Source organism: Schaalia sp. lx-100, from assembly GCF_021083625.1.
In the GTDB taxonomy this organism is placed as follows: Bacteria; Actinomycetota; Actinomycetes; order Actinomycetales; family Actinomycetaceae; genus Pauljensenia.
The window spans coordinates 79,888-95,959 of record NZ_JAJNRP010000006.1 but is presented as its reverse complement, the minus strand read 5'-3'; the positions used below and the strand labels follow the sequence as shown (position 1 = coordinate 95,959).

Annotated in this window: 10 protein-coding genes; 5 read left to right on the top strand and 5 right to left on the bottom strand. The window is 50.4% G+C overall.

The window, feature by feature from the left end:
- Positions 1-249 precede the first annotated feature (249 nt).
- The 3 genes from LRP54_RS05535 (at position 250) to LRP54_RS05525 (ending at position 3,767) form a co-directional block, all read left to right on the top strand.
- Positions 250-1,374, top strand: a complete 1,125-nt coding sequence (locus LRP54_RS05535; protein WP_231205784.1) for an ABC transporter ATP-binding protein — start codon at positions 250-252, stop codon at positions 1,372-1,374.
- A gap of 165 nt (positions 1,375-1,539) precedes the next feature.
- Positions 1,540-2,943, top strand: coding sequence for a DUF4032 domain-containing protein (locus LRP54_RS05530; protein ID WP_231205596.1), 1,404 nt, complete (start codon positions 1,540-1,542; stop codon positions 2,941-2,943).
- A gap of 74 nt (positions 2,944-3,017) precedes the next feature.
- A complete protein-coding gene (locus LRP54_RS05525; RefSeq protein ID WP_231235297.1) occupies positions 3,018-3,767 on the top strand; it encodes a glycerophosphodiester phosphodiesterase family protein in 750 nt (249 codons plus the stop codon).
- Between the two features lie 265 nt (positions 3,768-4,032).
- Here LRP54_RS05525 and LRP54_RS05520 read toward each other — a convergent pair whose 3' ends face one another.
- From LRP54_RS05520 to LRP54_RS05505, 4 genes are all read right to left on the bottom strand, one after another.
- Complete coding sequence (locus tag LRP54_RS05520; protein ID WP_231235296.1) at positions 4,033-9,555, bottom strand: MucBP domain-containing protein; 5,523 nt, start codon at positions 9,553-9,555, stop codon at positions 4,033-4,035.
- Positions 9,556-9,884: 329 nt separating this feature from the next.
- On the bottom strand, positions 9,885-11,078 hold the full coding sequence (locus LRP54_RS05515) for a hypothetical protein (protein WP_231205599.1): 1,194 nt from the start codon (positions 11,076-11,078) through the stop codon (positions 9,885-9,887).
- Between the two features lie 173 nt (positions 11,079-11,251).
- A complete protein-coding gene (gene fbaA / locus LRP54_RS05510) occupies positions 11,252-12,277 on the bottom strand; it encodes a class II fructose-bisphosphate aldolase (protein WP_231205600.1) in 1,026 nt (341 codons plus the stop codon).
- Positions 12,278-12,457: 180 nt separating this feature from the next.
- Complete coding sequence (locus tag LRP54_RS05505) at positions 12,458-13,126, bottom strand: TrmH family RNA methyltransferase (RefSeq protein ID WP_442984617.1); 669 nt, start codon at positions 13,124-13,126, stop codon at positions 12,458-12,460.
- 118 nt (positions 13,127-13,244) lie between these two features.
- On the opposite strand from LRP54_RS05505, the gene LRP54_RS05500 reads away from it, so the two are divergent.
- On the top strand, positions 13,245-14,066 hold the full coding sequence (locus LRP54_RS05500) for an HAD-IIA family hydrolase (protein WP_231235295.1): 822 nt from the start codon (positions 13,245-13,247) through the stop codon (positions 14,064-14,066).
- A 189-nt stretch (positions 14,067-14,255) separates the two neighbouring features.
- On the top strand, positions 14,256-14,825 hold the full coding sequence (gene pyrE / locus LRP54_RS05495; RefSeq protein WP_231205602.1) for an orotate phosphoribosyltransferase: 570 nt from the start codon (positions 14,256-14,258) through the stop codon (positions 14,823-14,825).
- Positions 14,826-15,167: 342 nt separating this feature from the next.
- Here pyrE and LRP54_RS05490 read toward each other — a convergent pair whose 3' ends face one another.
- Positions 15,168-15,950 (bottom strand): SDR family NAD(P)-dependent oxidoreductase, encoded by a 783-nt coding sequence (locus LRP54_RS05490; protein WP_231205603.1) that lies wholly within the window; start codon positions 15,948-15,950, stop codon positions 15,168-15,170.
- Positions 15,951-16,072 lie beyond the last annotated feature (122 nt).

The window sequence follows — 16,072 nt, the reverse complement described above, 5'->3', positions numbered from 1 at the left end:
CAAAATTTCACGATCTATTCCCGGCATCTTTTATTGATGCACCTCACCCCGTGCGGCACCGGCGACACCGATGACACCGGATGTAGCACTCATTCCACGATTATGGGTGGCTTTTCAGGGAAACAAATGGTACATTCGCACTTGTACGTGTGCAGACAATATCGTTTACGCATGTTCCACATTGGTGAAGACGCTAGTGTGTCCCCACTCGGATCGTCCGGCACGTACCTGCCGGTGGAGGAGAACGTTATGGCAACCGTAACTTTCGAGAAAGCAACCCGTATTTACCCGGGTTCTGACAAACCCGCTGTTGATAGCTTGGATCTTGAAATCGCCGATGGTGAATTCCTTGTCCTTGTTGGCCCATCTGGATGCGGCAAATCCACGTCTTTGCGTATGCTCGCAGGTTTAGAGGACGTGAACTCTGGTCGTATTTTGATTGGCGATCGTGATGTGACTGATGTTCAGCCAAAGAACCGTGACATCGCTATGGTTTTCCAGAACTACGCGCTGTACCCGCATATGACTGTCCGCGAAAACATGGGCTTCGCACTGAAAATTGCTGGTACTCCGAAAGACGAAATCAAGCGTCGTGTCGATGAAGCGGCAAAGATTCTTGACTTGGAACCCTATTTGGATCGTAAGCCTAAGGCGCTTTCTGGCGGCCAGCGTCAGCGTGTCGCTATGGGACGCGCTATCGTGCGTAAGCCGCAAGTGTTCCTTATGGATGAGCCTTTATCGAACTTGGATGCGAAGCTTCGTGTGCAAACCCGTACTCAGATTGCTTCTTTGCAGCGTGAACTCGGTGTCACAACCGTGTATGTTACTCACGACCAAACGGAAGCTCTGACTATGGGTGACCGTATCGCGGTTCTTGCTGGCGGTATTTTGCAGCAGGTCGGCACGCCTCAGGAAATGTATGAACGTCCCGCTAATGAGTTCGTTGCAGGTTTCATTGGTTCGCCTGCGATGAATCTTGGGAAGTTCGATGTAGAAGGTAACGTCGCAAAGCTTGGTCCTGCACGTATCCCGTTGTCAGAGGCCACTTTAGCTGCACTCACACCTGAAGATGGTGGGCAAATCACCATTGGTTTCCGCCCTGAAGGACTTGAAGTTGTTCCTGAGGGAACAGAGAACACCATTCCAATCGAAGTTGATTTCGTTGAGGAACTGGGGTCTGATGCCTACGTGTACGGTCACCTTGCAGGTTCTGCTGAGGGCTTGGGTTCTGGTAGCGAGGGGAGCGCTAAGCAGCTCATTGTGCGTGTTCCTCCGCGTACAGCTCCTGACCGTGGTGGCGTTATTCATACACGTATTCGTGAGGGGCAGCAGCACAACTTCAGTGCAGCTACCGGTGTGCGTTTGCCTGAGTAAGTATTTCCAGTAACCTGCACGCATGTCGGGTTATACATATTCACAGCGTCGGCTTTATCTACGGGTAGGGCCGACGCTCGTTATTTTCTGGTTGAGGCTGAGCTTTTCTTTTCTCCCACATACACACATACTGTCCGCCGCCCTCAAAAATGAGAGAATAAGCCCATGCTTCACGCTTTGGAGATTACGGCTTCCACCGTTGATCCAGCACTCCTTGATCTTCCGTGGGAACTTCCATTAGAGGACTGGCCTGCTGATATCCTCGCAGCCTTGCCACGTGGATTATCACGACATGTGGTACGTTTTGTTCATTTATCTGACCGAGTGATCGCTGTCAAAGAAATCGGTGAAACGGTAGCTCATAAGGAGTATGAGCTCCTGCGTGATCTGTCGCGCCTACAAGCCCCCTCAGTCCTACCAACTGCGGTTATCACCGGGCGAACAGATGCGCAGAATGAGGAGCTTCCCGCAGTCCTAGTGACAGAGCATTTGCAGTTTTCTTTGCCTTATCGCGCGCTTTTTAGCAAGTACATGACTGAGGACACGGCGACACGTCTCATTGACGCGCTTGCGGTCCTATTGGTGCGTTTACATCTGCTTGGCTTTTATTGGGGCGATGTTTCTTTGTCGAATACTTTGTTTCGTCGTGATGCGGGTTCTTTTTCTGCGTATCTTGTTGATGCGGAAACCGGGGAGCTTCACCCTGAAGGCCTCACAGAAGGCCAACGCACTTATGACGTTGATCTGGCCCGTATCAACATCATTGGGGAGCTTATGGATTTGCAAGCAGGATCCTATTTTCCTTCAGAGGATGATCCCATTGAGGTCGGTGACCGCATCCGAACTCGTTACAATGAACTGTGGAATGAGCTTACCGCAGAAGAATCTATTTCTGTGGATCAGCGTTGGAAAGTTCAAGACCGCATTGAACGCTTGAATCGTTTAGGTTTTAATGTCGGTGAGTTGCAAATTAAGTCTGATCGTGATGGTCGCCATATCGTTATCCAGCCGAAAGTTGTGGATGCAGGTCATTATCATCGTCGCCTCATGCGTTTAACTGGTTTGGATGTGGAAGAACAGCAAGCTCGGCGCATGTTAAATGATTTAAAAACTTACCGCGCAGTCACTGAGCAATTGGATAGGCCTTTGGAACTGGTTGCACATGAGTGGATGCGACATGTGTATGAGCCGGTTATTTCCGCTATCCCACCACAGCTTGCCGCCAAGCTGTCGCCCGGCCAAATCTTTCACGAGTTCTTAGAGCACCGCTGGTTTCGCGCACAAAATGCCGGTCACGATTTACCTTTGGAAGATGTGATTTCCTCATATGTGAATTCTGTGCTCCCAATGAAACGTGACGAAGCTGTACTGCTTGATTCTGGCGCTGATACGACTTTTGAGATGTCAGCCGTTCACCTTGAAGATGAACCGATTGATGGAATGCTTGGGCACGCTGATGCGTCAAACGATCCAGAGGCTTCGCCTGATTCAGGTTCGTGGGCGCAGGAAGCCCCTCAACCGCGTATGCGTTTTGTTCCCGGTTTAGGCCTGTTACCCGTATATGAGTAAAGACCCAAAACCACTTACTTGACAGTTACACCGCATGTGACAATGATAATTTCCACTGTTGAAAAGGAGTTTTGATGACTAGCTATCCACGTATTTTTGCCCATAGAGGAGCTTCCTCCCTAGCCCCAGAAAACACTATTGCCTCCTTTGCGAAAGCTATGGAGATCGGTGCTCGCCGTTTTGAATTTGATGTTGACGTGATGGGTGATGGCACGTTGTTAGTCATTCACGATGACACGTTGGATCGGACAACAAGCGGCACAGGCGGATACTACGACAAGGGCTATTCTGATTTGCGTCGTTTAGATGCTGGCCGTTGGTTCTCTGACGTGTATCGTTTTGAGCGTGTCCCTGAGTTGGCTGATGTGCTCACTTTCGGGCAGCGCCAATCAATGATGATGAATATGGAGATTAAGCCCTGCTTTGGTGGTATGGCTTTGCGTGATAAGTTACTGGAAAACTTAGTTGTTGCGGTTAAAGATGTTGATGTTGAGCATTTCCTTGTGTCCTCATTTGACCATGACATGCTCGCGCGTTTCCATCGTGAGCGTCCTGATATTGCTCTTGGCTGGCTTTTTGCTCGTGAAAATCAGCCTGGCCCTACGTGGCAAGAAGGTGCGGCAGAGCTGGAGTGCCGTGCTATTCATCCGGATGTGAATGGTTTAACACAGGCTGAGGTGCATGAAATACATGAGGCAGGTTTCCAAGTGAATGTGTGGACTGTGAATACTCTTGAGAAGGCTGCTGAGCTTGCCTCGTGGGGTGTTGATGGCATTTTCACTGATCGTCCGCAAGATTTTCCTGCTGAGGCACTTGCACGCTAGAAGCGAGGAAAGTTTACCTTTCAGCGTAACCTCTTGCTATTGGGGTGCGTCGTTTATTACACCTAGCTGATTGCGCGTAGTTGACTATATCTAGCTGACTGCGCGCAACTCTTACGTGATAACAACCGCCTAGGTATCACCCTCACTGTCGCTCAGCAAATATGGCATATATACGAAAAAGCGGGTGGATACCTTCCACATGGAAGATAACCACCCGCGGTATGCCTAGACAAGATCATGTATGACTTGTCAGAGCAGGGGCTTTTCAGCTATCAATGCGGCGACGTCGCACGATGCTGACACATGCCATTCCGAGCAGCGCAAGGCTCAGGCTAACTAGTGTCGAGGCTGGTGATACACCTGTCCGAGCCAAAGACTTGCCGCCTTTACCATGAGTGCTTGGGGCAGAGGGTTCCGGTGCGAGTGGTGTTGGCATCTGAGGTTCTTCCACCAGCTTGTAGATGTACGTCACGTTAGTGTCGCCTTCTACAATCGTGCCGGTTTCCTTATCGCCTTCTTTGACCCTGACCAGCTCGTACTTCTTGCCGTTCTTCTCGATGATCTTCCGACGACGATCATTGGTGTCATAGGATTCGCCTACAGGCTTATCCATTTCGTCGGTGACATCCTCAGCAATCGGATTACCGTTCTCGTCAACGTAGTGAACGATCACGTTACCCGTTGGAACCAACTCGTAGATATAGGTGACCTCGGTAGTACCTTCAACGACTGTGCCGTTTTCTTTACCGACAGTTCGTTCAGGGATGAGCCTGTACAGCTTACCTTCGGAACGAATCGTACCCGGCTTGTGATCGTCAGTGTTGTAGGTCGTACCTGTGGAAACCAGAGGCGTATCTTCCTCATCCTCGGCAATGGTTTTGCCGTCGGTGTCTTTGTAGTGGACGATAACGTTACCTTTGACTTCTTGATAGATGTAGACAACAGTCTGGAAGCCTTCTTTGACCATGCCGGTGGCAGGATCGGAGGATTCAAGGCGACCGTCTTTATCTACTGGGCCAACGGTGTAGTCGCTGCCAGCGGGCACGATCTTGTAGGTCTTGCCCTCAGGTGTGGTGATTTTCTCCAGACGATTATCAGTCAGGGTGTCGTACTGCTTGCCAATCGGAGCATTCTTTTCATCGACAACTTCACGACTGATCTCATTGCCTTCAGTGTCCTTGTATTGGACGGTGACGAAACCAACTGGATCAGCAGGCTGAGGAGCAAGCTTGTACTCGTACGTTACCTCAGTGGTCCCTTCAGTGACGGTACCTTCTTCTGGTTTGCTGTCGGCTTTCAGGCCCACCAGCTCGTAGAGTGACTTTTCGCCGCTGACTGGATCGGTGTAGACGATCACCTCTGGCTTATGGTCTTTGGTGTCGTAGCCGGTACCAACGTCAGATTGTGGAGTGTCGATCACCTTGGCAGAGATAACCTTGCCAGTGCCTTGTTCAACGTAGTTGATGATGACGTCGCCTTGCGGTTTCACCTCGCGGTAAATGTAGGTGACTGTCTGCTCGCTTTCTTTTACTTCACCAACGATCGGATCTGATTCCTTGAGGTGGTTGTTGCTATCAACCCCACCTACCTTGTAGGTGCCTGCTGGAACCAGCTTGTACTTCTTGCCGCCCTTTTCAAGGGTTGCTGGCTTGAGTTCTTCCGTTGTGGCGTTGTAGGAATTACCTACCGGTTGTTCTTGAGCAGCAAACTTCGGATCAGCAATTTCATTACCGTCAATGTCCTTGTATGTGACCTTGACAGTTCCTTTTATTACTGGCTTCCTCAGCTTGTACACGTAGGTAACGGTTTGTTCGTTTTCAGTGACTTTACCGGTTATCCCGGCGGAATCAACCTGATGACCGTCCTTATCGACCAAGCCAACAGTGTAATTACCTGCGGCAACCAGGTCGTAGGTGTTGCCTTCCTTTTCAAGGGTTGCTGGCTTCAAGGTGTCACCGGTTGCGTTGTAGTCGCTACCAATGGAGGCATCTGTGGCCGCGTTCTGTGGAGCGTGAATTTCAACGCCTTCCGTGTCCACGTAGGTGACCTTCACGTTGCCTTTGATTTCCTTGTAGACGTAGGTAACGGTCTGATCCTTTTCGGTCACTTTACCGGTTACCGCAGCGGATTCTTTCTTGTGACCGTTTTCTTCAACGTCACCTACTGCTGGGAAATTATTGGCTTCTGTAACGATCTTGTAGACCCTGCCATCGTCACCTGTGATTTTTTCTGGTTTCAAGGTGTCGCTGGTCGAGTTGTATTCGCTACCGATGGAGGCATCTGCAACTACGTCCTGTTTCGGTTTGATTGGAGTCCCCTCAGTACTGACGTAGGTGACTTCAACTTTGCCTTTGAGTTCCTTGTAGACGTAGGTGATGACGGTTGTTCCTTCTTTCACCTTGCCGTCTTCAGGTCCGTCAGTTCGTGCTGAGACGAGTTCGTACACTTTGCCTTCAGCGGTGGTGATTTTATTTGGCTTGTTATCTGTGGTGTTGTATGCCGCGCCTACCGAGGAAAGCGGCGTATTCATCACAGCTGCCGGATAATTCTGGTCTGCTGGGTCCGCGGTTTTATCGGCAGAAAGCTCAGCGATCGTCAGGGTCCTCTCGGAGCCGTCGAAGGTACCGGTACCTGGGAGCGGATTGCCTTCAGTGTCGGTGTAGCGAACGATAACGTCGCCTTTCACTTCTTCGTACACGTAAGTAACGTCAAGAGTGCCTTCAGCTACGGTACCGGTTTCGTTGGCTGGTTTGGAAAGAAAACCAGTGGTGTTTGCCGGATCAGCAGTGGTCAGACGACCTGTTGCATCGACAGTGCCAACGCCTGGGAGGTTACCCGCTTGTGCTACGCGCTTGTACACTTTACCGGTCTTGAGATCGGTAATGGTGGGTTGCTTGTATTCGGTTGTGTCGTAATCGCTATCGAGTGCAGCGCCTGTGATGGCGGGGACCTCTTTGGCGATCACGTTTCCTGCGGTGTCAACGTAGTGGACAACCACGTTACCTGTCTTTGCGGGTGTTTCTTTCACCTTGTAGTAGTAGGTGACAACGGTTGTGCCTTCAGCAACTTCACCATTTGGCATACCAGCGGTGAGTGCTTCAACACGCTCATAAACTTTACCGTCTTTTTCAATGGTGGTTGGCCAGTTATCAGCGGTGTCATATGCTGTGCCGACAGATGAAGTTTCCGTGTTCTTTACTGCTGCCGGATAATCAGAATCTTTATCGGTGGCGCTGAGCGTATTGTCAGCCGATACTGTACCGATGGTGAGGGTCCTGTTTGATCCGTCGAATTTACCTACGCCGCCGCTGAGTGGGTTTCCGTTGTTGTCCATGTAGCGAACAACGACATCGCCTTTCACTTCTTTGTAGACATAGGTGACTTCTGTCAGAGGCTTTCCGACGGTACCGGATGGGGCGCCACCGGTAGCAGCGTCTGCACCAATCACGCCGTCTTTAAGGGAGGTTGTGAGGTTGTTGTCCGCGCCTACGGTACCCACAGTGTAGGTATCAGCTGGGGCGGGGCGGTAAACCTTCTTTTCCTTTGTGATTTTGTCTGACTTTGCTTCAGCAGTGTTGTATGGGGTTGTGTAAGACGCACCCGTGGTTGCTGTGAAGTCTTCGTTTATTTTGTTACCTTCAGTGTCAACGTAATGAACGATGACATCACCTGTCACCTCTGTATAAACATAGGTGACGACGCGATCGCCTGTGACAATGGCACCGTCAGGTGCAGCACCTGTTGGGTCGTTTTGGGCGATGATTTCTTTGATCCGCGAGGTGGTGAGGTTGTGTTTTTCGCCGACTTCACCTACTGGCTGCGTGCCTTTTTCAACGAGCTTGTAGACTTTCCCGCCAGCGGTGATAGTAGCTGGACGCTTGTTGTCAGCGTCTGCGGTGGTGTCGTAGGCAGTGTCGATCGCTGCATTAACAGTGTCTTTGACAGGTTCTTTGATCTTATTGCCGTTGATGTCTACATAGTTGATTGTTACGGAGCCTTCAGCACGTTCGTACACGTAGGTGACATGGTACGTGCCTTGAAGTACTTGACCTGTAGGGGTGGTGCCGTCAACGGCGTTGGCTGGCTTCAAAGTAGCTGCGTTCGCGTTGCTTTCTTTTACGGATAGCAAGTTGCTTTGCGCTAGAACGGTACCGAGGTTGTACTCACCTTCAGCAACACGTGTGTAGGTTTTGCCGTCTTTGGAACCGTTTGTGCCGTCGATTCTGGCGGGACGGTGCTGTGCGATAGTGTCGTAGGGTGAGCATACGTTACCTGCAGCGGCAGGAGTGCTCACGACTTCATCTTTGATGATGTTGCCGTCAGTGTCGACGTAGTGAACAACAATTTCGCCCTGCTTGAGTACCTCAGGATTTCCAGCATTTGCCGGTGAAGCCTTGTATAGGTTGTTGGCCCCGTATTGCGCATTCCCACTGTTGGTGGGGTTTGGCATATTCAGTTTGTAACCGGTGTCAGATGTTGTCGCAGTGGAGTTTTCGTTTGCATCCACAATGATGGCTTCATTGTATCCTTGGGCTCCTACATTCGTGCGGCTCCATTCTGTGACGCCACGATCGAAGTTGATGCCAAAGGTGCCCATTTTTCCTTCAGGAACCTTAGAAGGGTTAAGTGTCCCCATGACAATGAAACCGGGTTGCGAGTAGTCACCGACGAATCGAACTGTCGCAGTTCGCTTATCGGCACTGATGCGCTCGATGATGGCATACATATTGTCTGGGGTGACAAAGGCTGTGTGATCCGTTGAGTTACCGGTTTGCGCAGCGTTGTTGAGGTCATAGGGCATGTAGTAAACCGGAAGCTTAGAGCCAACAATGTTGGAGTCAGCCCATGTCCATTGATTCGGGTTGGTTGTCTTCGGAGAAATCGTTGCAACAAAACCTTTGGGCAGGCCGCCGACTTCACCGTTGAACACGAGGACGCCATCAGAGTTGAAGTCCTTCATAAATTTGCGGTCGTTAATGTCTGTACTGAGCGTACGCGCATCGTATGAAAAGACATTCATACGAGCATAGGAACCGCTCCCATTGTTCCTGTCTGTGCGGGCGTAGCTCCTACTTGCTCCAACGCCACTATTCCACGCTGGAACGTCGATGTTTTGCTCGGCCTGAGTCACTCCGTTAACCTGCACCAGGAATTTAATGGTTGTGTTCTTGGTATAGGCAATTGACTGCTGCGCATTAGCTAGAGTCGTCGTGATGTGTATATCTTTTAGGCCTTCAACGTTTTGGTTGAAGGTGATTTTGTATTTGAAACCCTTGATTACTGGGTTATTGTCAGCAGAGATGTTAAAGCGTGTAGGATCGTCGGAATCCATTGCGCGGTAGTAATCACTGACATATTCTTCGCGTTCAACTGTTGCAATTGGAATCTGTTCACCGTTGACATCCACAGTAACAACGCGAGCGAATTCAATCGGTAGGTTCTGGCTGTAGACGTAAAGCCAGTCTCCTGGATGAATGGCATTCGCACCTTCTCCGGTGAATACCATTTCCATTGAGGCAGTTTTTGGCCTATTGACAGTAGGTGGCGTGTTCGTCGCTGTCGTTTCAAACCGCACTGTCGTTGTGGGTGTAATCTCTTTTGGCTGGTAAGCAGACAGGGGGTTACCTGCCGCGCAGGTCGCAGTAGGATCGCTATCGCTAGAGGCAGCAAATGTAACACTGCTTGCAGGTAGCACTAAAGAAGCGCCCAACAGCGAAGCTGTGAGCGCTGAAACTACGCCAACTCTAGCCGATCTATGCGAAGTATGGCGAGCTTTTTTGTTAACCATTACTTGCTCCATCTAACATGTACGTTTTCTGTCTGGGATTCAGCAGAAATACAATATTTGACTCTATAGGAACCACCCCCCCCCCCCGTCAAATTTTTTGGGGATTTTGTACAGAAAAATTCTTTTCTTTCAAGCCGAAAATACTATTCATTGTAAAAATCACATATTTTTATCAAAAGTAATTAAAGAATTATTCATAAATGCAAAATATGAATATAAAATACCTGCGCCCACCAACACTCCATCACACAAATAAACACACAACAGAAAAAACACCCTCACGCACCACAAACGGTGCGTGAGGGTGACGCTACATGCCCTCGCTTGAACTAGGAACGATCAACACGTTGTCGTACATACTTCGCTAAAAACAATTCAGCAACAGAATCCACCAACATAGCTGTTCCTGCTAAAGCTCCCACAACACTCCATACAGAACGCGGCTTACGGCTACGAGCAGCCCACGCAACCAAGCCAGCCCCTACAACAGCTTCCGCAGCCGCACCCGTCCGCACAATCCACGGGCGATCCAAATCTAAAGCACGATAGGCAGCAAAACCTGGATGCACTACCGCTTCACGATCTTCCAACATCATGTCAACGCTACGACCAATTGCTTGCGAAATCCGTCGCGCCTCATAAACCCGCGCATCAGGCACCTCATCAAGAACAGACTCCCCTAAAAGGAAAGACGCAATCCCCCGCGGCAAGCCCAAAGCGCGCACCACCGCATACACAGACTCATCCCCACGCATACAAGCTGTCCTCCGCAAAGCCTCAGCATCCGCATCTGGAACAAAAGCAGCAATCACATCAAGATCTAAACCATCACCGACCAGATCACGAATATCCACCGGAATAGAAGCAGCCTTACCTGCAGGAACACCTGTCAACACATGCTCCATACCCCACGTATAACTCACAGTACTTTCAAAATGGTCATCAAAGACGACGGAAGCATAAAGAGCGCCCTCACGTAAGGAAAGCGAAACAAGGGGCAGGGAACCAAAATTCCATCCAACTTTGTCCACAGGCATTTCCGTCAGCAAAGCACGACAATCCGAGCCCAGCTCAACAACACCCACATCACAGCCTTCAAGAGCCGCCAACACCGGAACAGAGGACAGCGGGGTACGCCCCACTTCGACAACACGAGTCCCCTCAGGCTCTATCCAGCCTTCATCATCCTCATCAAATAATTCAGGCATGTTGATTATCGGTTCGACTAAATAATCTGAACGGTAATCACCCGCGCGAACCTCAGCCTCAAAAAATTCAGCTAATTCATTCACGAACTGTTCGACAGGAGCACCAGCCTGCAAATCCTGCCCATCCGGTGTGACTACCGCGATCGCGCGATCTGAATTTTGAGCAAAACACACACCTAATAATTGCGGGGAAATCGGATACCACTCAATCTGTGAAAGGATGTGACGCTCATTAAGATACTCCACAACCATCTTCGGATCAGCGTGACGGCCGATCATGACACCTTCCACACGTTCCCAATTGTTCTCGGTCATCGTCGTCCTTTCAGAACATTCACTCATGCGACAACCCCAGCGTATCGGACTTGCCCCATGAATCACACTCTTATGCACAAGTGTTCACAGCCACATAACATAAGGCCCGCCGCATATGCGCGACAGGCCTTATGATACGTTGCATCACAACACGTCTAAATGACGTGCATAGATCACATCTTGGTGCCGGTGGAGCCCAAACGTTCACACGCTTCGACCACGCGAGCAGCCATACCAGCTTCAGCGGACTTGCCCCATGAACGTGGGTCGTACATCTTCTTATTGCCGACCTCACCATCCACTTTGAGCACGCCATCGTAGTTACGTAGCATGTGCTCAACAACAGGACGAGTAAATGCGTACTGAGTATCCGTATCCACATTCATCTTGATGACACCGTTAGCAACAGCCAAAGCAATCTCCTCAGCAGTTGAACCGGAACCACCATGCATCACCAGATCGAATGGGCGATCATTGTGCCAACCAACCTTCGCCGCAACTTCTTCCTGAATGGTGCCAAGAATTTCAGGACGCAGCTTCACATGACCTGGCTTGTACACGCCATGAACGTTACCGAAAGTCAAAGCGGTCAAATAGCGGCCATTTTCACCAAGACCCAAAGCCTCAACGGTCTTCAAAGCATCTTCGGTGGTGGTGTAGAGCTTCTCATTAATTTCGCCGACAACACCATCTTCTTCGCCGCCAACAACACCGATCTCAACTTCAAGAATGGTGTTAGCTGCACGGGACAGAGCCAGCATTTCCTTTGCAATTTCCAAGTTCTCATCAAGCGGAACAGCAGAACCATCCCACATATGCGACTGGAAGATCGGTAAACGGCCTGCCTTTACTTCCTCAGCAGACAGCAGCAGCAAAGGACGCAGCCATGAATCAATATTCTGCTTTGCGCAGTGATCTGTATGCAAAGCAATGGTCACGTCATAGTTCTTCGCGACCTCGCGAGCATAAGCTGCAAGAGCCAGAGAACCAGTCACACGATTCTTAATGGTGGAACCTGATGCGTATTCAGCGCCACCAACAGAAACCTGAATAATGCCATCCGAACCTGCTTCAGCGAAGCCCTGAATAGCAGCGGTCACCGTCTGAGAAGACGTGATGTTAATGGCGGGGTATGCGAACTTGCCAGCTTTGGCGCGGTCAAGCATCTCAGCATAGGTTTCGGGGGTTGCGATGGGCACAATTGCCTCCTAATCGACACAACATACTGTCAGTACTCATTGTCCCACATTTACACGCAAAGGACGAGGTAAGAAGTCCCGATCATTAACTGCAACACACCACAACGAAAACACAAAGCCCACAGATCAGCGGTTTTTCAGCACAACACACCGACCCCAGCTGCACTCATCATCCGGACCCTATTCTTCTGCACAAGTGTGCGCATCCACCCACGCCCACATCGCAATCGCCGCCGCATGTCCAACATTCATTGAACGTGTCGAACCCCTCTGCGGAATATAAAAAACACGCGAACACAATTCAATCATGCGTTCACTTAAACCATCCGATTCACCGCCGAAAACCATACACACAGGGTTAGGCATATCAGCCGCACGCAAAGGAACAGAACCGGGCACATTATCAATACCCACCAAAGCCACACCGCGCGCCGCACAATCATCAGCTAAAGCCTGAGCGTCCTCCATATGGTCCACCCTCAAGTAGCGATCCGTCACCATAGCTCCACGCCGATTCCAGCGACGACGACCAACAATATGAACCCTACTCACGCCTAACGCATTCGCGGTTCTCACAATCGAACCAATATTAAAGTCATGCTCTAAATTTTCAATCGCCACTTCAAAAGGCACACTACGTCGCGCAATATCCTCACGAATCGCCTCCATACGCCAGTAACGGTAACGATCCTCAACATTACGATGATCCCCATACTGCAATAAGTCGTGATCCCAGTGATCTCCCTCAGGAAAATCCCCTTGCCACGGTCCTACACCTGCTGGCACATCCTGCGGCAAAGGACCCACATCACTCACAGATTCACCAACGCGCCCATCATTTTCATTCACGTCTTTACTTTAGCCTTTCCCCTCGCACACACAATTGCCACACAACACACGGCACGTCAATAGGATAAGGAAGGCGCATAAAGAGAATTTCCTGCAACAGAACGACTACATTGGAGATATGACGCAAACACATGAAACACCTATTGCATTACATGAACTTCCACCAGTCACCGCGTGGCTTTCCGACATGGATGGCGTACTCGTCAAAGAAAACCGAGCATTACCAGGAGCGCAGCAATTCCTGAACGCACTTGAAGAAAACAACGTGCCTTTCCTTGTCCTGACAAATAATTCAATTTTCACTAACCGTGATTTATCAGCCCGTTTAGAACGCTCAGGTTTACACGTACCCGAAGAACGTATCTGGACTTCAGCAAATGCCACGGCCTCTTTCCTTTCGCAGCAATCCCCCGAATCTACCGCTTTCGTTATTGGCGAGGCCGGTCTGACAACAGCGCTTCACGGAGCCGGCTACGTTATGACCGACCAAGATCCTGAATACGTGGTCCTCGGTGAAACACGTACCTACGATTTCAATGCCCTGACCCGCGCAATCCGCCTTATTGAAGGCGGAGCAAAATTTATCGCAACAAACCCTGACGTGACGGGGCCTTCAGATGAAGGAACGCTGCCAGCAACAGGTTCAATCGCCGCCATGGTTCAATCAGCTACAGGAAAACGCCCCTATTTTATTGGCAAGCCCAATCCCGTGATGATTCGGGCGGGTCTAAACAAAATCGGTGTCCACTCAGAAAATGCTGCAATGGTCGGTGACCGTATGGACACTGATATTCAAGCAGGTGTCGAAGCTGGTTTACGTACACACCTTGTGTTATCCGGATCGACTTCACTCGATCAAATCGAAAACTTCCCTTTCCGTCCTTTCGGTATTCATGAAGGTATCGGCGAATTAATTGAACTGGTCGAGGCCGCACACTAATCGCGCTTCACTCGCCCGTTCACAGGTGCTTCTCATCATAGGAAGCACCTTTTCATATGAGGTTACGGAGCGGCCCTGTGAGTTATCCGTACAGACCGAGGGCGGCAATGTATCCCTGTGACTTATCGGATTATCCACATGCGATGCTCCCCACTCAGCCCAGCAAGAACCTAGACTATGCTGGTAGGTATGACACATGACTCTCACAAAGCCCGTCTTGCCGAATTGGTGAAAACTCTGGCAGTAATCCATGAGAAAGTTACCCTTGCCTCTGGCCGAGAGTCAGATTTCTATGTCGATATGCGACGCGCTACCTTGCATCACGAAGCAGCGCCGCTCATTGGTCACGTCATGCTTGATTTGCTGGAAGAATCTGGCTTTGCTCCCGGTGAGGACTATGTCGCTGTCGGCGGTTTAACTATGGGCGCTGATCCTGTTGCTGCCGCTATGCTGCACGCTGCTTCATCACGTGGCCTTGACCTTGACGCTTTCGTTGTGCGTAAAGCGGCAAAAGACCACGGCATGAAACGCCGCATTGAAGGACCCGATGTGGCCGGACGCAAAGTCATTGTCCTTGAAGACACTTCCACGACCGGTGGCTCACCTTTAGAAGCTGCACATGCTCTGCGTGAAGCCGGAGCTGAAGTTGTCGCTGTTGCTGTTATCGTTGATCGTTCCACAGGTGCACAGGAAAAAATTGAAGCCGAAGGTTTCCCTTACTTTTACGCTCTCAGTTTGGAAGATATCGGTCTGGCCTGACGTGGGCCTACCTCAGCCATTGGCTGCCCTGACGTGGGCCTACCTCAGTCATTAGCTGCCCTGCTAGTCCCCTCATCCTGTCAGGTGATGAATTTTCATCTAAGGATGCGGGGGGACACATAAGTGCGGGGAAACATATAACGGTAACACCATGTGGGGCGAAGGAAAGTCACTTTCTATCCCCTCAGATATGAGAACTGTGCAAGCACATCAGTCGGACATGTAAAGCGAGTGTGCAATCCCCTCGTTCTTGGCTTGAACTGATCTTCGTTCCGGGCGCGCGCCGACGAAAACGTGTAATCCCCGCACTTTTAGGCCAAGCACACTCCAGCTTTAACCTGCTCACATATGCGGAATATTCTTCACAACTGCCCGGGTCACCCAACGCGGAGCCAAACGCATAGCTCCCATCAGGACCTTATTTAATGGGTCAGGCGTTACCAAAACACGACCACGACGCACTGCCGCTAATGTCTGCGAAACCACGCTTTGCGGATGGGACCACGCCCATGAAGGCAAATCATGTACTGCCACACCTGCATTCTCAAAGAAAGCGGTACGTGTCGGTCCAGGCATAACGCATGTCGCACTCACGCCTGTTCCAGATAATTCCATACTTAAACCTTCAGTGAAAGCTTTCACCCAAGCCTTATGAGCACTGTAAGTTCCCGCACCCGTCTCTGAGGCAACAGACGACACATTCACAATTGCCCCATGTCCGCGCTGAATCATTTGCCGCGTCGCGTGGTACGACAACACCATGACCGCATGAACCATCAGATCTAAAGCCCGCGTTTCACATTCAAGATCATTACTGACAAATGCGCGCCCTAAACCGTGGCCCGCATTATTTACCAGTAAATCCACAGGCTGATAGTTAATATCATGCGAGCGCTCCGTCAAAGTAAGGCGTTGGGCCACACGTGCAAGGTCCTTTGGGTCAGTAAGGTCTGCAACTATCACTTGTGTGCGCACACCTGCATGTTCATGCAGTTTGAGCGCAAGGTCGTGTAAAAGATTTTCACGTCGCGCCACAAGGATCACATCATGTCCCGCACGCGCTAATTGCCAACAGAATTCTTCACCTAATCCAGAAGTAGCTCCGGTTACAAGTGCTGTTCCCATACTTTTAGGATAGGCAGACTCGTGTGAATACGCGCTTTGAATATGCGGGCACAGAGTTCACGCCCGCATAACGTGACACACAGCGTCAGGGAACAGCCTTTTATCTCGACTCGGCAGTGCGA

Bases quoted from the DNA above. Each gene is read 5' to 3' on its own strand.
- LRP54_RS05535 (WP_231205784.1), top strand. From the start codon at position 250: ATGGCAACCGTAACTTTCGAGAAAGCAACCCGTATTTACCCGGGTTCT.
- LRP54_RS05530 (WP_231205596.1), top strand. From the start codon at position 1,540: ATGCTTCACGCTTTGGAGATTACGGCTTCCACCGTTGATCCAGCACTC.
- LRP54_RS05525 (WP_231235297.1), top strand. From the start codon at position 3,018: ATGACTAGCTATCCACGTATTTTTGCCCATAGAGGAGCTTCCTCCCTA.
- LRP54_RS05520 (WP_231235296.1), bottom strand. From the start codon at position 9,555: ATGGTTAACAAAAAAGCTCGCCATACTTCGCATAGATCGGCTAGAGTT.
- LRP54_RS05515 (WP_231205599.1), bottom strand. From the start codon at position 11,078: ATGACCGAGAACAATTGGGAACGTGTGGAAGGTGTCATGATCGGCCGT.
- LRP54_RS05500 (WP_231235295.1), top strand. From the start codon at position 13,245: ATGACGCAAACACATGAAACACCTATTGCATTACATGAACTTCCACCA.
- pyrE (WP_231205602.1), top strand. From the start codon at position 14,256: ATGACACATGACTCTCACAAAGCCCGTCTTGCCGAATTGGTGAAAACT.
- LRP54_RS05490 (WP_231205603.1), bottom strand. From the start codon at position 15,950: ATGGGAACAGCACTTGTAACCGGAGCTACTTCTGGATTAGGTGAAGAA.